Source organism: Citrobacter sp. Cpo147, from assembly GCF_030332405.1.
Taxonomy (GTDB): Bacteria; Pseudomonadota; Gammaproteobacteria; order Enterobacterales; family Enterobacteriaceae; genus Citrobacter; species Citrobacter portucalensis.
Genome location: NZ_JAOWHX010000039.1, coordinates 383314 through 400668, shown reverse-complemented (window position 1 = coordinate 400668; position 17355 = coordinate 383314). Strand labels below are relative to the sequence as shown.

Annotated in this window: 19 protein-coding genes, 1 tRNA gene and 2 pseudogenes; 8 read left to right on the top strand and 14 right to left on the bottom strand. The window is 50.3% G+C overall.

Features of this window, described 5'->3' with window-relative positions:
* Window positions 1-15: 15 nt before the first annotated feature.
* The 4 genes from OGY06_RS20090 to OGY06_RS20075 form a co-directional block, all read right to left on the bottom strand.
* Window positions 16-713, bottom strand: a protein-coding gene (locus OGY06_RS20090; protein ID WP_103215986.1) for an IS1-like element IS1A family transposase whose coding sequence is annotated in 2 segments (ribosomal slippage) — window positions 16-464 and window positions 464-713 — 699 coding nt in all. Because the reading frame shifts where the segments join, the coding sequence is not laid out codon by codon here.
* Window positions 714-763: 50 nt separating this feature from the next.
* Window positions 764-1627 (bottom strand): tyrosine-type recombinase/integrase, encoded by an 864-nt coding sequence (locus tag OGY06_RS20085; protein WP_286605903.1) that lies wholly within the window; start codon window positions 1625-1627, stop codon window positions 764-766.
* A gap of 182 nt (window positions 1628-1809) precedes the next feature.
* Window positions 1810-1885: transfer RNA gene (locus tag OGY06_RS20080), tRNA-Phe, on the bottom strand.
* A gap of 105 nt (window positions 1886-1990) precedes the next feature.
* Complete coding sequence (locus OGY06_RS20075) at window positions 1991-2698, bottom strand: DUF554 domain-containing protein (RefSeq protein WP_003825390.1); 708 nt, start codon at window positions 2696-2698, stop codon at window positions 1991-1993.
* Window positions 2699-3166: 468 nt separating this feature from the next.
* Here OGY06_RS20075 and OGY06_RS20070 point away from each other — a divergent pair, with 468 nt between their 5' ends.
* Window positions 3167-5302, top strand: coding sequence for an ornithine decarboxylase (locus OGY06_RS20070; protein ID WP_197385520.1), 2136 nt, complete (start codon window positions 3167-3169; stop codon window positions 5300-5302).
* A gap of 52 nt (window positions 5303-5354) precedes the next feature.
* Here the strand turns inward: OGY06_RS20070 and OGY06_RS20065 are convergent, their stop codons facing one another.
* The 4 genes from OGY06_RS20065 to mutY form a co-directional block, all read right to left on the bottom strand.
* On the bottom strand, window positions 5355-6611 hold the full coding sequence (locus tag OGY06_RS20065; RefSeq protein WP_008785778.1) for a nucleoside permease: 1257 nt from the start codon (window positions 6609-6611) through the stop codon (window positions 5355-5357).
* Window positions 6612-6821: 210 nt separating this feature from the next.
* The gene (mltC, locus tag OGY06_RS20060; RefSeq protein ID WP_003825397.1) at window positions 6822-7907 is read right to left on the bottom strand and encodes a membrane-bound lytic murein transglycosylase MltC; all 1086 of its coding nucleotides are present in this window, start codon (window positions 7905-7907) and stop codon (window positions 6822-6824) included.
* 86 nt (window positions 7908-7993) lie between these two features.
* On the bottom strand, window positions 7994-8263 hold the full coding sequence (locus tag OGY06_RS20055; protein WP_003027126.1) for an oxidative damage protection protein: 270 nt from the start codon (window positions 8261-8263) through the stop codon (window positions 7994-7996).
* A 27-nt stretch (window positions 8264-8290) separates the two neighbouring features.
* The gene (gene mutY, locus OGY06_RS20050) at window positions 8291-9343 is read right to left on the bottom strand and encodes an A/G-specific adenine glycosylase (RefSeq protein ID WP_128611816.1); all 1053 of its coding nucleotides are present in this window, start codon (window positions 9341-9343) and stop codon (window positions 8291-8293) included.
* 160 nt (window positions 9344-9503) lie between these two features.
* Between mutY and trmB the strand changes: the two genes are divergently transcribed.
* From trmB to ansB, 4 genes are all read left to right on the top strand, one after another.
* Window positions 9504-10223 (top strand): tRNA (guanosine(46)-N7)-methyltransferase TrmB, encoded by a 720-nt coding sequence (gene trmB / locus OGY06_RS20045; RefSeq protein ID WP_149334923.1) that lies wholly within the window; start codon window positions 9504-9506, stop codon window positions 10221-10223.
* Window positions 10223-10549 carry a YggL family protein gene (locus OGY06_RS20040; RefSeq protein ID WP_003027115.1) on the top strand — a complete coding sequence of 109 codons (327 nt, stop codon included), beginning with the start codon at window positions 10223-10225 and terminating at the stop codon, window positions 10547-10549. The genes trmB and OGY06_RS20040 overlap by 1 nt, the downstream gene beginning before the upstream one ends.
* A gap of 49 nt (window positions 10550-10598) precedes the next feature.
* Window positions 10599-11318, top strand: coding sequence for a YggN family protein (locus OGY06_RS20035; RefSeq protein WP_286605902.1), 720 nt, complete (start codon window positions 10599-10601; stop codon window positions 11316-11318).
* Between the two features lie 188 nt (window positions 11319-11506).
* Window positions 11507-12553 (top strand): L-asparaginase 2, encoded by a 1047-nt coding sequence (gene ansB / locus OGY06_RS20030; RefSeq protein WP_003027108.1) that lies wholly within the window; start codon window positions 11507-11509, stop codon window positions 12551-12553.
* A gap of 114 nt (window positions 12554-12667) precedes the next feature.
* On the opposite strand, the gene hemW is transcribed toward ansB, so the two are convergent.
* The 5 genes from hemW to OGY06_RS20005 are packed head-to-tail and all read right to left on the bottom strand — an operon-like array spanning window position 12668 to window position 15974.
* Window positions 12668-13804 carry a radical SAM family heme chaperone HemW gene (gene hemW, locus OGY06_RS20025; protein ID WP_003825412.1) on the bottom strand — a complete coding sequence of 379 codons (1137 nt, stop codon included), beginning with the start codon at window positions 13802-13804 and terminating at the stop codon, window positions 12668-12670.
* A complete protein-coding gene (locus OGY06_RS20020; protein WP_003825414.1) occupies window positions 13797-14390 on the bottom strand; it encodes an XTP/dITP diphosphatase in 594 nt (197 codons plus the stop codon). Before OGY06_RS20020 ends, hemW begins: the two co-directional genes overlap by 8 nt.
* 7 nt (window positions 14391-14397) lie before the next feature.
* Window positions 14398-14688 carry a DUF167 family protein YggU gene (yggU, locus tag OGY06_RS20015; protein WP_003027101.1) on the bottom strand — a complete coding sequence of 97 codons (291 nt, stop codon included), beginning with the start codon at window positions 14686-14688 and terminating at the stop codon, window positions 14398-14400.
* Entirely contained in the window at window positions 14685-15251 is a 567-nt protein-coding gene (locus tag OGY06_RS20010) for a YggT family protein (protein WP_003825417.1), read from the bottom strand. Before OGY06_RS20010 ends, yggU begins: the two co-directional genes overlap by 4 nt.
* A gap of 18 nt (window positions 15252-15269) precedes the next feature.
* Window positions 15270-15974 carry a YggS family pyridoxal phosphate-dependent enzyme gene (locus OGY06_RS20005; RefSeq protein WP_057067562.1) on the bottom strand — a complete coding sequence of 235 codons (705 nt, stop codon included), beginning with the start codon at window positions 15972-15974 and terminating at the stop codon, window positions 15270-15272.
* Window positions 15975-15991: 17 nt separating this feature from the next.
* Between OGY06_RS20005 and OGY06_RS20000 the strand changes: the two are divergent.
* The 3 genes and pseudogenes from OGY06_RS20000 to OGY06_RS19990 form a co-directional block, all read left to right on the top strand.
* Window positions 15992-16117, top strand: a pseudogene (locus OGY06_RS20000) (type IV pili twitching motility protein PilT); the annotation flags it as partial.
* A 352-nt stretch (window positions 16118-16469) separates the two neighbouring features.
* On the top strand, window positions 16470-16829 hold the full coding sequence (locus OGY06_RS19995; RefSeq protein WP_286605901.1) for a hypothetical protein: 360 nt from the start codon (window positions 16470-16472) through the stop codon (window positions 16827-16829).
* Entirely contained in the window at window positions 16829-17248 is a 420-nt protein-coding gene (locus tag OGY06_RS19990; RefSeq protein ID WP_003825424.1) for a DUF3828 domain-containing protein, read from the top strand. The genes OGY06_RS19995 and OGY06_RS19990 overlap by 1 nt, the downstream gene beginning before the upstream one ends.
* A 5-nt stretch (window positions 17249-17253) precedes the next feature.
* Here the strand turns inward: OGY06_RS19990 and OGY06_RS19985 are convergent.
* Window positions 17254-17355, bottom strand: a pseudogene (locus tag OGY06_RS19985) (YggS family pyridoxal phosphate enzyme); the annotation flags it as partial.

Below are 17355 nucleotides of genomic sequence, written 5' to 3'. Positions count from 1 at the left end.
GGTAATGACTCCAACTTATTGATAGTGTTTTATGTTCAGATAATGCCCGATGACTTTGTCATGCAGCTCCACCGATTTTGAGAACGACAGCGACTTCCGTCCCAGCCGTGCCAGGTGCTGCCTCAGATTCAGGTTATGCCGCTCAATTCGCTGCGTATATCGCTTGCTGATTACGTGCAGCTTTCCCTTCAGGCGGGATTCATACAGCGGCCAGCCATCCGTCATCCATATCACCACGTCAAAGGGTGACAGCAGGCTCATAAGACGCCCCAGCGTCGCCATAGTGCGTTCACCGAATACGTGCGCAACAACCGTCTTCCGGAGCCTGTCATACGCGTAAAACAGCCAGCGCTGGCGCGATTTAGCCCCGACATAGCCCCACTGTTCGTCCATTTCCGCGCAGACGATGACGTCACTGCCCGGCTGTATGCGCGAGGTTACCGACTGCGGCCTGAGTTTTTTAAGTGACGTAAAATCGTGTTGAGGCCAACGCCCATAATGCGGGCGGTTGCCCGGCATCCAACACCATTCATGGCCATATCAATGATTTTCTGGTGCGTACCGGGTTGAGAAGCGGTGTAAGTGAACTGCAGTTGCCATGTTTTACGGCAGTGAGAGCAGAGATAGCGCTGATGTCCGGCAGTGCTTTTGCCGTTACGCACCACCCCGTCAGTAGCTGAACAGGAGGGACAGCTGATAGAAACAGAAGCCACTGGAGCACCTCAAAAACACCATCATACACTAAATCAGTAAGTTGGCAGCATCACCCATAATGAGGTATCCGCATTTTAGAACCTCGCTCTGAAAATCTGACATTTTCGATCTCGTCTCTTTCTGGTGGAATAATCCACAATGAATTTTCGAAATCTATTTCAGACCATCTGGCAAAGCGTAATTCACTTGAACGTATGAATACTAGCAAAGTGAGCTTTAAAGCTAATACAGTTAATCTACGACCTTTGTAAGCATCAATACGAGCAAGTAGATCGGGTAGTTGCTCAAGTTCCAATGCTGGGTAATGTGTTCTTTTAGGTGTTATTAATGTACCGTCAAGTTCATTAGCTGGGTTTTGAGTAATCATATCTTCTTGGACAGCATAACGCATAATAGCGGTAATACGCTGTTTTAAACGTGAAGCTGTTTCGTGCTGGCCTTTGTCCTCAATTTTACGAAGGGGGATAAGTAGATCACGAGTAGTCAGCTTCGTAATATCTTTTGAGCCGAGAGATGGGAAAAGATGATTGATGAGACTGTTTAAGATCCGCTCGCTATGTTTAGGTATCCAGCGTTCGCTTACCGACATTTTTTTGTGCCAATCACGAGCTACGGCCTCAAACGTAAAATCTCCACGCTCTTCGGCCTTTACAGCTTTTTTCTGTTGAAGTGGGTCGATACCACTGGCTAACAGAGATTTCATTTCTAAGAGGCTTGTACGAGCTTCTGCGAGTGATACGGTAGGGTAAGTTCCTATAGAGAAGACTTTTTGCTTACCATCGAAGCGATAAGCAGCTTGCCAGTATTTGGAACCATTCGGATGCACAAGCAGATACAGACCTTTGCCATCAGAAATTTTAGTTGGCTTGTCGGAAGGCTTGGCGTTTTTTACAGCAATATCAGTTAAGCGCATAGCAAGCCTCCTGTGCAAATGTTGGTAAAAATCCCATCGAACTGAGATTACCAACACTTTTACCAACAAATAGGGGGCGCTGCCAGTAGATTTTAACGGACAGTAGTAGACAACTGGAAGGGGATAACTTGTTGACTTTATAAAGCAAAACGGACGTCAGTAGACGTCCGTTTCTAAATGAGTGGTGCCCGGACTCGGAATCGAACCAAGGACACGGGGATTTTCAATCCCCTGCTCTACCGACTGAGCTATCCGGGCAACGAGGCGCATTAAAACCGATTCGCTTCGTTTCGTCAACGAAATTTCTTCAAATCAATGCAGACTGCACAATCTATCACCACATTGTTGCTATTGCACGCATTCTCAGGCAAAAAATGCCGTCCACGCGGCGGAAAGCGGCATTGCCAGCAGAAGGGCAGGAAGCATATTCACAACCGCAAACATTTTGATTCCACAAATACGTAAACCGGTTGCCAACAACAGCAGTCCACCTACGGCGCTGAAATCGGCCATCATGGCTGGCGTCGTCAGGGGCAAAATAAGTGCTGCGCAGGTGGCAAGCGTTAGCTGGATTGCCAGCATTGGTACACAAATTGCCGATACCGCGATACCTAATGAACAGGCAAAAATGATGGCCGTGAAGAAATCAAGAAACGACTTCGCGATTAAAATATTCGGGTCGCCGGTCATCCCTTCATGTATCGCCCCGAAGATCCCGGTACCACTGGCGCAAAATAGCACGATGATGGCCACATAGCTCTGGATGAAGGATTCGTGTGTGGTGTTGGCATCCGACCGGGTGAAAAGCTGCTGCGCTTTGGCAACCGCGGTATTGATCCCTTTTTCCAGATAACAGAACTCGCCAATTAATGCACCGACTAACGTAGCCAGGACCATCACCGGTAGGTTAGCGCACTTGATAACCAGCAAAATACCAATTCCCAAAGAGCACAGTCCGAATATGGAGGTCATGGAGGCACGAATGCGTTCCGGTAAATGCTGGCTGAGTAGTGCGCCGAGAACACCACCAAATAAAATGGCGCCAGCATTAATAAAGGGTCCAATTACCACGTTTGCTCCTGCATACCCATTATCGTCTTGATGCTAAAGGCAATTCTCTGGGTAAAATATGTTTTCAGATTGCATTATTATGCCGCGATTGACAGGCGAATTGCTTGTTTATCTGTGAGGTTCAGGCTCCGGATTTTATCTTGCGCCTGAAAGTGAAAGGTGCCATGATTGCGCGAATTTTCTCCTGTCTGAATGGGGCTGCCTGGGATGATATTACTCCCCCTACATCGCCTTCAACATCGCCTTTTTGCGCGACGTTTGCCCCTTCCTGCGACTTATCTTTACGCTCCCACCATGCGGTGAGGGCAGCGCACGCTCACTGCAGGATAACAGTAAAATCAGAGGCTATCTGCTTTTACTGATGTCTGGCGGTCGGGGCTGGTAACCAGTTTGACCTGTCATTTCGTGGGCAAAGCAATGTGGCTTTGTCCGGGACTTTTGATTTTCCCGAAACGGGTTATTGCGCTTATGAAATCAATGAAAATTGCCGCCAGTGGAGAACTGGTTTCTCGTCTGTCCAGCCATCGTCAGGTGGTGTCGCTGGACAGTACTGATTTTACTGACGTTGCGGCAGTCGTCATTACCGTTGCGGATAGCCGCAGCGGGATCCTTGCTTTGCTGAAACGCACCGGTTTTCATATACCCGTGTTTCTGTTCGCAGAGTTGGATGTTGATCTGCCGGCGGGCGTGAATGCGGTCATTCGCGGTCAGGCGCAGGACTGGCTGGAGCTGGAGTCTGCTGCCTGTCAGTATGAAGAATATTTGCTGCCGCCGTTCTATGACACGTTGACTCAGTATGTCGAGATGGGGAACAGCACATTTGCCTGCCCAGGACATCAACACGGTGAGTTCTTTAAAAAGCATCCCGCGGGGCGCCATTTCTACGAGTTCTTTGGTGAGAATCTGTTTCGCGCGGATATGTGCAACGCCGACGTTAAGCTTGGCGATCTGCTGATTCATGAAGGCTCGGCGAAACATGCGCAGAAATTTGCTGCGAAAGTTTTCCACGCGGATAAAACCTACTTTGTGCTGAACGGGACCTCTGCGGCCAATAAAGTAGTAACCAATGCGCTGCTGACGCGCGGCGATCTGGTGCTATTTGACCGTAATAACCATAAGTCGAACCACCACGGTGCGCTGATCCAGGCGGGTGCGACGCCGGTGTATCTGGAAGCGGCGCGTAATCCGTTTGGCTTTATTGGCGGCATTGACGAGCACTGCTTTGATGAGGAGTATCTGCGCCAGCAACTTCGTGATATTTCGCCGCAAAAGGCAGAACAACCGCGCCCGTTCCGTCTGGCGATCATTCAGCTCGGCACTTATGACGGTACGATCTACAATGCCCGGCAGGTGATCGACAAGATCGGTCATCTGTGTGATTACATCCTGTTTGACTCAGCATGGGTCGGCTACGAACAATTTATTCCGATGATGGCCGATGGGTCACCGCTGCTGTTGGATCTCGATGCTAACGATCCGGGGATCTTTGTCACCCAGTCGGTACACAAACAGCAGGCCGGATTCTCGCAAACCTCGCAGATCCACAAAAAGGATAACCATATTCGCGGTCAGGCGCGGTTCTGCCCGCATAAGCGTCTGAATAATGCATTTATGCTGCATGCTTCTACCAGTCCGTTTTACCCGCTGTTTGCGGCGCTGGACGTTAACGCCAAAATCCATGAAGGCGAGAGCGGTCGTCGGCTGTGGGCGGAGTGTGTGACGCTGGGCATTGAGGCCCGTAAAGCGATTATTACCCGCTGTAAGATGATTCAGCCGTTTGTTCCCCCGGTAGTCGATGGCAAACCGTGGGAAAGCTATCCGACGCAGGTGATTGCCAGCGAGCGTCGCTTCTTTAGCTTCGAACCAGGTGCTAAATGGCATGGTTTTTCCGGCTACGCGCGCGACCAGTATTTCGTTGACCCTTGCAAACTGCTGTTAACCACTCCGGGCATTGACGCACAAACCGGGCAATATACCGAGTTTGGTATTCCGGCGACGATTCTGGCGCATTACCTGCGTGAAAACGGCATCGTGCCGGAGAAATGCGACCTTAACTCGATTCTGTTCCTGCTGACCCCGGCAGAAAGCGCAGAGAAACTGGCGCAACTGGTGGCGATGCTGGCGCAGTTTGAGCAGCATATTGAAGACGATACGCCGCTGGCAGATGTGCTGCCAACCATCTTCAATAAGTATCCGGTACGCTATCGGGATTACACGCTGCGTGAACTGTGCCAGGAGATGCACTCACTGTACGTCAGCTTTGATGTGAAAGATCTGCAAAAAGCGATGTTCCGTCAGGAAAGTTTACCTGCCGTGGCGATGAACCCACAGGATGCGAACAGCGCTTTTATCCGTGGTGATGTTGAACTGGTGCGGATTAGTGAAGCAGCTGGCCGCATTGCGGCGGAAGGTGCGCTGCCTTATCCTCCGGGCGTGCTGTGCGTGGTACCGGGCGAAGTATGGGGTGGGGCGGTACAGCAATATTTTCTGGCGCTGGAAGAGGGCGTAAACCTGCTGCCAGGCTTCTCGCCGGAGCTGCAAGGTGTTTACAGTGAAACGGATGCAGACGGTATTAAGCGTCTGTATGGATATGTGGTGAAGTAAGCGCAAAAAAAGCGGGTTACCTTTTGGTAACCCGCTTTTCTCTGCGTAAACGTTAGTGCGCGATAGTCTGTGTGCCTGCTGGAACGCGTACGTGTTTGTATTTAAACAGCGCAACGAAGGCAAAAGCCAGAACCAGCGAGTAACCTGCGAAGATCAACCACACGGTCTGCCAGTCGGTAATACCGTTCAGCGTATAGTGTTCAACGACTTTACCGCTCACCAGTCCGCCCAGAATACAACCGAAACCGTTGGTCATCATCAGGAACATACCCTGTGCGCTGGCGCGGATTTCAGGGCGTACTTCTTTCTCCACGAACACGGAACCAGAGATGTTGAAGAAGTCGAAGGCGCAGCCGTAAACAATCATGGACAGAACCAGCAGCACGGTACCGAACGGCGTTGGGTCGCCGTAGGCAAACAGGCCGAAGCGCAGCATCCACGCCACAATACTAATAAGCATCACGTTCTTAATACCGTAACGGCTTAAGAAGAACGGGATGGTCAGGATAAACAGCGTCTCGGAAATCTGTGAAATCGACATCATCACCGATGCGTGTTCCACGATAAAGCTACCGGAGAACAGCGGGTTGTTATCGAAGCTGTGCAGGAAGGTGTTACCAAACATATTGGTAATCTGCAGCTCTGCGCCCAGCATCATTGAGAAGATGAAGAAAATCGCCATACGCTTGTTTTTAAACAGCGCGAAAGCATCCAGACCGAGCATTGATGTCCAGCTCTGGTTTTTCTGCTGATTGGCAACCGGAATATGCGGCAGCGTCAGGGTGAACAGTACCAGTACCAGGGACAATGTCGCACCGATATACAGCTGCATATGGCTCAGTTCAAAGCCGGAGAAGCTCACGGCCCACATCGCCAGAATAAAGCCGATGGTGCCCCAGATACGAATTGGCGGGAAGTCGGTAACGATATCCATCCCGGCAGATTGCAGGCGATAGTAGGAGATGGTGTTGATTAGCCCCAGTGTTGGCATATAGGCCAGGGAGTTAAGCAAGATCACAAAGAACATTGCCCCTGGCGTGGTGACTTCGGCTGCGGCAAACAGCGTTCCTGCGCCGACCAAGTGGCAAAGGGCGTAAACCCACTTCGCACTGATCCATTTATCGGCCACGATCCCTAACAGCGTTGGCATAAACACGGCGGCGATCCCCAGCGAGCTATACACCGCGCCAATGGATGCACCATCGAATTTAAGGGTGACAAACATATAGGAGCCGAGGGTAGTGAGCCAACTACCCCATAAGCAGAACTGCAGAAACGAGAGAACTTTCAGCTGCAGCTTAAGATTCATGTTAATTTCCTCACACCGTAATGCGGATGAATGTTTTAAAAGGCACATTTGCCGTGGCTATATGATGTGATTCTATCAATGAGAGGCACTCTTTTTTTGTTACCTGTGACAAATATTTGCAAACAATTTCTGATTGCAAAGCAAAAGAGTGATGGAGTTAACATTTTTGGTGCTTCAGGCCCCCGTTTTAGGGGGCTGAAGAGGGATACATTAGTGGCGTCGATATGATTTTTGTGCGGAATTGACCTTGTAAAGGTATCGGCGTGATTCAGCAGAGGGATGTCGGGTGGTCAGCGTTTGATAAACGTCACCAGGAGACATGCTGTTAATGATATTCGCGGCCTGAATTTTATCGTTCGAGAACACGCGTAGTACGCTGCCCGCACCGCCGTTATACGCGGTGATTACCGCATAGCGACGTGAGGTCGGATTATCGATACCGCCCAAATAGACATTGTTGAGCATTGCCAGATAGGCCGTACCGGTATCAATGTTACTGGCCGGGTCAAACAGGAAGCTACGGCTCGGCGTGCCTGAGCGCCCTTGCGAGCGGAATACATCTTTCCCTGCGCTGTGCTGTACCACCTGCATCAGTCCCAGCGCATCGGCATGGCTCACCGCATACGGGTTAAATGAGGATTCGGTTTGCATGATAGCCAGAATCAGCGACTCGTCGACGCCATACTTACGTGAAGCCTGACGCACCATACCGACGTATTTATGCGCGCGCTTATCAAGGTGGTTAGGCACCAGGTTGATTGTCACGCTATAGATGATACGCAGGCCATTGCTGCGGCTTTTAAGCCGTGTTTGCAGCAGGTAGTTGGCAAAGTTGGTGGCACGTCCCTCCCAACGAATGGGCTGGCCGGTATTATCGACCACCTGTCCGTACAGGAATGGTTCTTTGGAAATCTTAATGTCGTCGACATCGGAATAGAGGTCGATAGAACCCGGATCATCGCCCATCAGCAATGTCTTGATAATCGCTCGACGCAGGTGTCCAGCGGGATCTGTCCCGGCAATGGTCTCGACGGTTATCGTACCGTCATCAAAGTTGATGTGGCTGCGGGTTTGATACTGATCGGTATACTTGACGTAGTCCTTCGGACCCGCAATCAGCACTTCCTTAAATCCCCACAAATTCTCAATATTATGGGCAAATTGCCCCATCAGAATATCAAAACCGTTGGTATCCTTGACCCAGGCTTCGTTATAGGAATCGCCTTTTTTGGTCGAACTGGAACAGGAGATGAGCAACGGCGCAATAACGGCAAGCGCGAGAAATTTTTTCATCATTCCGGGAGTGCGTGTTGTGTTTGTTGTTTGCAAGGACCAGATTAAAACGTAGGCCGGATAAGCGCAGCGCCATCCGGCAACGGTTCTTATGATTCTGGCGTATAGCCTTCAATATGCACATCCTTACCTTCAAACAGGAAGTTAATCATCTCCTGTTCCAGTAACTTACGGTGTTCGACGTTCATCATATTGAGTTTTTTCTCGTTAATCAGCATGGTCTGTTTATGCTGCCATTGCGCCCATGCTTCTTTAGAAATCTCGTTATAAATGCGTTTTCCCAGATCGCCCGGGTACAGCTGAAAATCCTGGCCTTCTGCTTCGCGTTGCAGGAAAGTGCAAAAAATCGTTCTGCTCATAAAAAGTCCTCTCTATCGTCCGGTACGTTAAACGTGTGTACCGGCACGTAATTGCTGTAACAAACGCTCCACGGGAGCCGCCAGTCCGACCGACGGCGGTTGCGCTAAGTTATACCAGAGCGCGTTGCCTTCATCCATGCATGAGGTGAATGAAGACACGGGAAGCCACATAGGCACAATATCTAAGTGGAAATGGCTAAAGGTATGGCGAAACGCATTAAGTTGGGTCAGATTATCTGCGTTAATTTGTCGTTGCGCCAGCCAGTTGCGCAGTCCATCTTCGTCGTCAAACTGCGGAAAACAGTATAAACCACCCCATAAGCCGCTGGGCGGTCGCTGTGCAAGCAGCACTTCGTCATCATGCTGCATCAGTAAAAAATAGCCCGTTCGTTCCGGTAGCGTCTGTTTGGGCTTTTTACCGGGATACAGCGCCCAACTTGCATTGGCGCTCGCCACACAGCCATTTTCCAACGGACACAGGGAACATTTAGGTTTTGAGCGCGTACAGACCATGGCGCCTAAATCCATCATCGCCTGATTAAAACGCTCAACACCCTGGGCCGGCGTAACTTGCTCACTCAGCTCCCACAGCTTCTTTTCGACCTCTTTTTTACCCGGCCAGCCGCTTACAGCATAACAGCGAGCCAGCACGCGTTTGACGTTACCGTCGAGAATCGGAAAATGCTGACCCAGAGAGAGAGAAAGGATCGCGCCTGCGGTTGAACGTCCGACGCCAGGTAGGGCGGCTACTTCATCAAAGGTTTGCGGAAATATACCGCTATGCAGCGTCACAACCTGCTGCGCGGCTTTATGCAGATTACGCGCACGGGCGTAATAACCCAGCCCGGTCCACAAATGCAGAACTTCATCCAGCGGCGCATGGGCTAAATCCGTTACCGTTGGGAAGCGCGCCATAAAGCGCTCAAAATAAGGGATAACGGTCGCAACCTGAGTTTGTTGCAGCATTACCTCAGAGAGCCATACTTTGTAAGGCGTCTTGTCAATTTGCCAGGGCAGCGTTTTCCGCCCGTATTTGTCGTACCAGCTCAAAACCTGAGCCGAAAATTGAGACGCTTGCATGATTACCGTTTCATTATTGCCGGGGGCAAGATTGCAGCACAGCGGCAACGGGGTGTAAACCGGAACTTTCCGCTGCTCACTTTCTTCCTTTACTTGCATCCGGCAACTAACTTTGGATAATGCCCGTTTTCAGAACTCAAACACAGCAGACTAAACTTTTATGAAGAACGACGTCATTTCACCGGAATTTGATGAAAACGGCCGCCCTCTGCGCCGGATTCGTAGTTTTGTTCGTCGCCAGGGGCGACTGACGAAAGGGCAGGAACACGCGCTGGAAAACTACTGGCCGGTGATGGGCGTTGAGTTCAGCGAAGAGCCTGTAGATTTCGCAGAACTGTTTGACCGTGACGCGCCAGTCACGCTGGAAATCGGTTTTGGTATGGGAGCGTCGCTGGTTGCAATGGCGAAAGCGCGTCCGGAACAGAATTTCCTCGGCATTGAGGTTCACTCACCGGGCGTTGGTGCGTGTCTGGCTTCAGCCCATGAAGAGGGTGTCGAGAACCTGCGCGTCATGTGCCATGATGCCGTTGAAGTCCTGCATAAAATGATTCCTGACAATTCTTTATCTATGGTTCAGCTGTTTTTCCCTGACCCGTGGCATAAAGCACGTCATAATAAACGCCGTATCGTTCAGGTACCGTTTGCTGAGCATATCTTAAGTAAGCTGAAGCTGGGCGGCGTGTTCCATATGGCGACCGACTGGGAAGCGTATGCGGAGCACATGCTTGAAGTGATGTCCTCGATTGACGGGTATAAAAACCAGTCAGAGAGTAACGATTATGTACCGCGCCCGGAATCGCGCCCGGTAACCAAATTTGAACAACGTGGTCATCGTCTTGGCCACGGCGTATGGGACTTAATGTTCGAGAGGGTGAAATAATGGCAAAGAACCGTAGCCGTCGTCTGCGTAAAAAGATGCACATCGAAGAATTCCAGGAAGTAGGATTTTCGGTTGCATGGCGTTTCCCGGAAGGTACATCTGGAGAGCAGGTCGATCAAATCGTTGATGACTTTATCAATGAAGTCATCGAACCGAACAAGCTGGCTTTTGACGGCAGCGGCTATCTGGCCTGGGAAGGTCTGATCTGTCTGCAGGAAATCGGCAAATGCACCGAAGAACACCAGGCAATCGTGCGTAAGTGGCTGGAAGAGCACAAACTCGAAGAAGTGCGTACCAGCGAACTTTTCGATATTTGGTGGGACTAAGTAGCACAGGGTCGGCAAATGCCGACCCGATTTGTATTGAGGGAAAGATATGATGCGCAAAACGCTGCTGGCGGCAGTCCTAACGTTCACGGCGATGGCCGCACATGCAGATTACCAGTGCAGCGTCACCCCGCGTGACGATGTGATTTTGAGCCCACAAACGGTGCAGGTGAAGGGTGAAAATGGCGACCTGGTTATTACCCAGGCCGGCGATGTCACCTTCAACGGTAAACAGTACAACCTGAACGCCGCACAGCGTGAGCAGGCCAAAGATTATCAGGCGGCGTTGCGTAGCAGCCTGCCGTGGATCGACGAAGGTGCCAGAGCGCGCGTAGAGAAAGGTCGCGTGGCGCTGGACGAAATCATCGCCAAAGAGGTCGGTGAAAGCAGCAACATGCGTGGCCGCTTAACCAAGCTGGATGCGCAATTGAAAGAGCAGATGAACCGCATCATCGAGCATCGAACTGATGGCCTGACTTTCCATTATAAGGCGATTGATCAGGTCCGCGCGGACGGACAACAGCTGGTTAATCAGGCGATGGGCGGCATTTTGCAGGACAGCATCAACGAAATGGGGGCGAAAGCCGTGCTCAAAGGCGGTGGTAATCCACTGCAGGGCGTACTCGGAAGCCTCGGTGGTTTGCAGACCTCAATTCAGAACGAATGGAAGAATCAGGAACAAGACTTCCAGCAGTTTGGCAAAGATGTCTGTTCCCGCGTTGTGACGCTGGAAAACGATCGTAAAACGCTGGTTAGCACTCTGAAATAATCTTCACCTCTTATTAACGGCACAGAAACATTCTGTGCCGTTTTATTTTGTATATTTCTGTTTTTTTGATATCCATCTCTAAGAACGGCAATTTGGTGGAGATATAAATCTGGTTAATTGGAACTCGTCACATTATTCATCTGTAGGATAGACATAATGCTGCAAATTCAAGTAACTGGAGAAATAACATGGAGTTTTTCAAGAAAACGGCACTTGCCGCACTGGTTATGGGTTTCAGCGGCGCGGCGCTTGCACTGCCAAACATCACCATTTTAGCGACCGGTGGGACGATTGCCGGCGGCGGTGATTCCGCGACAAAATCTAACTACACGGCAGGCAAGGTTGGCGTAGAAAATCTGGTTGAGGCCGTACCTCAATTGAAAGATATCGCTGTCGTTAAAGGCGAGCAGGTGGTGAATATCGGCTCCCAGGATATGAATGACGAAGTCTGGTTAACGCTGGCGAAAAAGATTAATACCGAGTGTGATAAAACCGACGGCTTCGTGGTAACACATGGTACGGATACCATGGAAGAAACCGCCTATTTCCTCGACCTGACCGTCAAGTGCAACAAGCCGGTGGTGCTGGTCGGCGCAATGCGTCCGTCTACGGGTATGAGCGCTGATGGCCCGTTTAACCTGTATAACGCAGTAGTAACTGCCGCAGACAAAGCCTCTGCCAACCGCGGAGTGCTGGTGGTGATGAACGACACCGTTATGGATGGTCGTGACGTGACTAAAACCAACACTACCGACGTCGCTACCTTCAAATCCGTTAACTACGGCCCGTTGGGTTACATCCATAACGGTAAAATCGACTACCAGCGTACGCCTGCGCGTAAGCACACCACGTCTACTCCGTTCGATGTGTCTAAGCTGACCGAGCTGCCGAAGGTTGGAATTGTTTATAACTACGCTAACGCCTCTGATCTGCCGGCAAAAGCGCTGGTGGATGCGGGTTACGCCGGGATCGTCAGTGCGGGTGTAGGTAACGGTAACCTGTATAAAACCATTTTCGATACGCTGGCAACCGCCGCGCATAAAGGTACCGTTGTAGTGCGTTCATCCCGTGTACCAACGGGCGCCACTACACAGGATGCAGAAGTTGATGATGCAAAATACGGATTTGTGGCTTCAGGTTCCCTGAACCCGCAAAAAGCACGTGTTCTGCTGCAGCTTGCGCTGACTCAAACCAAGGATCCTAAGCAGATCCAGGAAATGTTTAATCAGTATTAATTGATGAAGGTGGCTGCGCTTACCGCCCTAACCCTGTAGGCCGGATAAGACGCAGCCGCCATCCGGCAATTTTCCTGATGGCGCTACGCTTATCAGGCCTACGTTCACCAGCCATCACTCCGCCAGAAACAGCTCCAGCAGCGAGTTCAAGAACAGCTTACCGTGTTGGGTAATCTGCCAGTACTCATCGCATTCACTCAGGTAGCCCTGGGAAATAGCCTCATCGATCTGTCGACGAATAACGTCTTCGGTAAGACCGGTATATTGCGTAAACTCCGCGCGAGGCGCGGCTTCCAGCAGCCGGAAACGATTCATGAAGAACTCGAACGGCTTATCGGCTTCGGCAACATCGCGCTGGCTTTCGAGATAACGCCCTTGCATATACCCACGCGGATGCCGTGTTTTGGTGGTGCGCAGGATTCGTCCGTCAGGGAATGTGATCTTACCGTGTGCGCCGCAGCCAATGCCAAGATAGTCGCCAAAACGCCAGTAGTTAAGGTTGTGCTGACACTGATAACCCGGTCTGGCGTAGGCTGAGGTTTCGTACTGCTGATATCCCGCGGCGGTCAGTAGCTGGTGGCCTTGCTCAAAAATATCCCACAGCGCGTCATCGTCCGGTAAAACCGGCGGTCGGGAACCGAACAGCGTGTTGGGTTCGATGGTCAACTGATACCAGGAAAGATGCGGTGGGTTGAGCGCGATGGCCTGCTGTAAATCACCCAGCGCCTCTTCCAGCGTCTGATCCGGCAAACCATGCATCAGGTCGAGGTTAAAGCTGCGTAGCCCCAGACCGCTCGCCAGGTGTGCAGCTCGTTTGGCTTCTTCCGGCCCGTGAATACGTCCCAGACGTTCGAGTTTGGCGGAGCTAAAGCTCTGTACGCCAATCGAGATACGGTTGACGCCAGCGCGTTGATAATCCACAAAGCGATCGGCTTCCACCGTCCCGGGATTCGCCTCCATCGTGATTTCTGCATCTTCGGCCAGATTCAGCCGTGCTCGCACGCCGTCGAGCAGCGTTTGCATCGCCGGGCCAGAAAGCAGGCTCGGCGTGCCACCACCGATAAAAATCGTCTTTACTTCACGTCCCTGGGCGTGGGCCACCTCAGTATCCAGATCGCTCAGCAGATGCTGCACATAGTCGTCATGAGGGACTTCGCCCTTTAGCGCATGCGAGTTGAAGTCGCAGTACGGGCATTTCTGCACGCACCACGGAATGTGAATATAAAGACTTAGCGGCGGAAGCTTAACCATTACGCAGGGCATCCAGCAGCAGCTTTAGCGCCTGTCCGCGGTGAGAAATTGCACTCTTTTCTTCACGGGTCAGTTCGGCTGCGGTTTTCCCTTCAGACGGCACAAAGAAGATCGGGTCGTAGCCAAAACCACCGTTTCCGGCAGGTTCACGGGTAATCACGCCCGGCCAGCTTCCGTGGCACACAACAGGCGTTGGATCGTCTGCATGGCGCATATACACCAGCACGCAGTGGAACTGCGCCTGGCGCTTGTCATCAGGAATATCCTGCAGGGTGTGAAGCAGTTTTTCCAGGTTCTGCTGATCGGTCGCATCTTCGCCGGAATAGCGGGCTGAATAGATACCCGGCGCGCCGCCAAGGGCATTTACTGCCAGACCTGAGTCATCAGCAATGGCCGGTAAGCCGGTAATTTGCGCGGCATGACGCGCCTTCAGAATGGCGTTCTCAATAAACGTCAGCCCGGTCTCGTCTGCAGAATCAACACCCAGTTCCGTTTGGGCAACAACATCAAGACCGAAATCACTCAGAAGAGAGGCGAGTTCACGCACTTTACCGGCATTGCCGGTCGCGAGGACAACTTTTTGCATGGGATACCTAATCAGTTAACGCCGCAATTTCGGGCGGGATCTGTTGCGGATGAATGATTTTAACCTGTTTGTGACGACCAAGCTCGCCCTTCTCAATGACGACCTGGCTTTTTGCCACACGGAACTGTTTGCCGAGAAACTTCACCAGATGGCTATTGGCCTGGCCATCTACCGGTGGGGCGGTAATGGCGACTTTAACTTCGTCGCCATGTAAACCCACAATACTGTCACGGCTGGCTTTAGGCTGAATGTAGAGCCGTAAAACCAGACCGTCGTCGCAAGGTGTAACGGCACTCATAGCGCCATCCACAGCCCCGGCAGCAGCATGTTGCCTGTCGCCTGTAACACTTCCGCGATGCCCATGTTAATAACGTAGAGCAGCAGAACCAGAATCATTGGGGAGAAATCGATCCCGCCCATGCCTGGAAGTATGCGACGGATAGGACGCAGCAGCGGATCTGCCAGTTGAATCAGCACGTACTCTACAGGACTGCGGCCCTGGCTGACCCAGCTCATAATTGCCATCACCAGTAGCACCCAGAAAATCAGCAGCCCGATAGTCTTCAGGACAATCAGTACGGCGGCGATCCAGATGATCGGCTGGAACGTGACCACCTTAAACAGCACGATTGCTTTGATAAAGCTGAGAACGAGCGCAACTAATGCCGATGCGCTGTCGATCGGTCCCATCGGGGGAATAATGCGGCGTAACGGCCCAATGATGGGCTGAGTGATTTTCACTATAAACTGCGAGAACGGGTTGTAAAAATCGCAGCGAGACCATTGCATCCACACGCGCAGCAGCAGCGCCATGGTATACAGCTCAATTACCGTTGAGAGCAGGAAGGTCAACGTATTCATGGTGTTCCTTAGTTTTCCTTATTTTTTAGTGTAATCACGAGCACCAAAAATGGCAGTGCCAATGCGCACCATCGTGCTACCCGCCGCGATGGCGGCATCCATATCATCAGACATTCCCAGTGAGAGAGTGTCGATGCCTGGGTAGCGTGTTTTCAACCCGGCAAATGCTACCGCCATTTGCTGTGCAACTTCAAACTGCCTTACATAATCTGACTCTGGAGCCGGAATCGCCATCAGACCACGCAGGGTAATGCGCGGCAGTGCAGCGACTTCAGCGGCCAGTGCATCAAGCTCTGCCAGCGGAATGCCTGACTTACTGTTCTCATCGCTGATATTAATTTGAATCAGTACATTGAGCGGCGGCAGTTCCGCCGGGCGCTGTTCGCTCAGACGGGCAGCGATACGCAGACGGTCGATCGTATGGCACCAGTCAAAGTGCTCGGCGACCAGACGACTTTTGTTGGACTGCAGCGGGCCGATAAAGTGCCACTGCAGATCGTTGACGCCTTTTTCCTGGAAGTAGCGGATTTTATCCACCCCTTCCTGCACATAGTTTTCACCGAAGGCACGCTGCCCTGCGGTAATGGCTTCTTCGATGGCGCTCGCAGGTTTGGTTTTACTGACTGCAAGCAACGTAACTTCTTCTGAAGACCGCCCGCAACGCGTCGCGGCGGCTGAGATTTTGTCCCGGACATGTGCCAGGTTATGCGCGATATCGTTCATTTTCCGAGGATGTTCATATGAATATGGAAGAAATAGTGGCCCTTAGTGTAAAGCATAACGTGTCGGATCTACACCTGTGCAATGCATGGCCTGCGCGCTGGCGCATACGTGGAAAAGTCGAAATCGCACCCTTTACTACGCCTGGTGGGACTGTGGATGTGCTGAGTACAAAATGTGAGTCTGTAGGAAGATGTAAACAGATTTAACAAACAGAATTTTTAATTCGTTTTTATTTAGCTCAAGTTCGCTTTAATTTAAAGGTTTAAAGTAATAAAAACAGGTGTAAAATTATATCTCTAATAAAGTTAAGCTGTTACTTAATTGGTGTGGTGAATATTGTTGCTTATTTTATAACTAAACGATAATACACATTGCAAATATAAGTTTTGGACATGGTGATGATGTCAATAAATGGAGTTGGAAGCATTTAATGTTCATGCTAATGGTTCGCTTTGTGATATTTAATATTCTTCATTTATAAATGAGGTGTTGTAAATGTGGAATAAAGAAGCCGCTATAAATTTTGTTAGACATAATGCTCATCCACACGCTACGGGTTATTGTGCCAGGGCAGTAACAGCAGCTATCGAACATGGTGGCGTATCATTACATCATGATAATGCTAAAAATATGGGTAAATATTTAGTATTAGCTGGTTTTCGTGAAGTATATGGGAATCCTATAAAAGGTGATGTTGCTATAATCCAACCATATACTGGAGGAAATACAGTAGGTCATATGGCGATTTTTGATGGGCATTACTGGTGGTCAGATTTCAAGCAGGAACATGGCGTGTACCCCGGACCTGGTTATCGTAAAAGTCAGCCTTCGTATAAATTATATAGGCACAACTGATGAAGCGATTAATATTATTTACTTTTCTATTCTCATCATTTGCTATGGCAGAAATAGTTCCTGCTGATATGCAAGCATTAAAATTCAATGCCTGGTATATAAAGCAGATTACTCATAATATCATCCCAGTTGCAGATAACCCGACGGCATTAGAGCCTTTTGTTAGTATTGATACATTGAATGAATTAAAACAAGCTTATATGAACAATGAGCTTGAAGAGGATTATTTTCTAAAGGTTCAGGATTTTGCAAATGAAGACTGGAGTAAGCATATTAGTATTGATCTAACTATAACTGATCCTATTTGTACCAATGTCTATTTGACATTTGGAACAGGTGAGTCATCTCAAAAAGTCATTGACTGCATGGTAGAAGAAAATGGTGTATGGAAAATCAAGAGCGTGGCTACTCGCCATTAGTTATTGTTTTCACCAATTGAAAATAATCCTGCGGTAATGGCTTCTTCGATGGCGCTCGCAGGTTTGGTTTTACTGACTGCAAGCAACGTAACTTCTTCTGAAGACCG

What these genes read in the sequence shown, in the direction of transcription:
- OGY06_RS20010 (WP_003825417.1), bottom strand. Translation starts at nt 15,251, where the DNA reads ATGAATACGTTGACCTTCCTGCTCTCAACGGTAATTGAGCTGTATACC.
- ansB (WP_003027108.1), top strand. Translation starts at nt 11,507, where the DNA reads ATGGAGTTTTTCAAGAAAACGGCACTTGCCGCACTGGTTATGGGTTTC.
- trmB (WP_149334923.1), top strand. Translation starts at nt 9,504, where the DNA reads ATGAAGAACGACGTCATTTCACCGGAATTTGATGAAAACGGCCGCCCT.
- OGY06_RS20070 (WP_197385520.1), top strand. Translation starts at nt 3,167, where the DNA reads ATGAAATCAATGAAAATTGCCGCCAGTGGAGAACTGGTTTCTCGTCTG.
- hemW (WP_003825412.1), bottom strand. Translation starts at nt 13,804, where the DNA reads ATGGTTAAGCTTCCGCCGCTAAGTCTTTATATTCACATTCCGTGGTGC.
- OGY06_RS20055 (WP_003027126.1), bottom strand. Translation starts at nt 8,263, where the DNA reads ATGAGCAGAACGATTTTTTGCACTTTCCTGCAACGCGAAGCAGAAGGC.
- OGY06_RS20040 (WP_003027115.1), top strand. Translation starts at nt 10,223, where the DNA reads ATGGCAAAGAACCGTAGCCGTCGTCTGCGTAAAAAGATGCACATCGAA.
- OGY06_RS20005 (WP_057067562.1), bottom strand. Translation starts at nt 15,974, where the DNA reads ATGAACGATATCGCGCATAACCTGGCACATGTCCGGGACAAAATCTCA.
- OGY06_RS19990 (WP_003825424.1), top strand. Translation starts at nt 16,829, where the DNA reads ATGAAGCGATTAATATTATTTACTTTTCTATTCTCATCATTTGCTATG.
- yggU (WP_003027101.1), bottom strand. Translation starts at nt 14,688, where the DNA reads ATGAGTGCCGTTACACCTTGCGACGACGGTCTGGTTTTACGGCTCTAC.
- OGY06_RS20020 (WP_003825414.1), bottom strand. Translation starts at nt 14,390, where the DNA reads ATGCAAAAAGTTGTCCTCGCGACCGGCAATGCCGGTAAAGTGCGTGAA.
- OGY06_RS20085 (WP_286605903.1), bottom strand. Translation starts at nt 1,627, where the DNA reads ATGCGCTTAACTGATATTGCTGTAAAAAACGCCAAGCCTTCCGACAAG.
- OGY06_RS20065 (WP_008785778.1), bottom strand. Translation starts at nt 6,611, where the DNA reads ATGAATCTTAAGCTGCAGCTGAAAGTTCTCTCGTTTCTGCAGTTCTGC.
- mltC (WP_003825397.1), bottom strand. Translation starts at nt 7,907, where the DNA reads ATGATGAAAAAATTTCTCGCGCTTGCCGTTATTGCGCCGTTGCTCATC.
- OGY06_RS19995 (WP_286605901.1), top strand. Translation starts at nt 16,470, where the DNA reads ATGTGGAATAAAGAAGCCGCTATAAATTTTGTTAGACATAATGCTCAT.
- mutY (WP_128611816.1), bottom strand. Translation starts at nt 9,343, where the DNA reads ATGCAAGCGTCTCAATTTTCGGCTCAGGTTTTGAGCTGGTACGACAAA.
- OGY06_RS20035 (WP_286605902.1), top strand. Translation starts at nt 10,599, where the DNA reads ATGATGCGCAAAACGCTGCTGGCGGCAGTCCTAACGTTCACGGCGATG.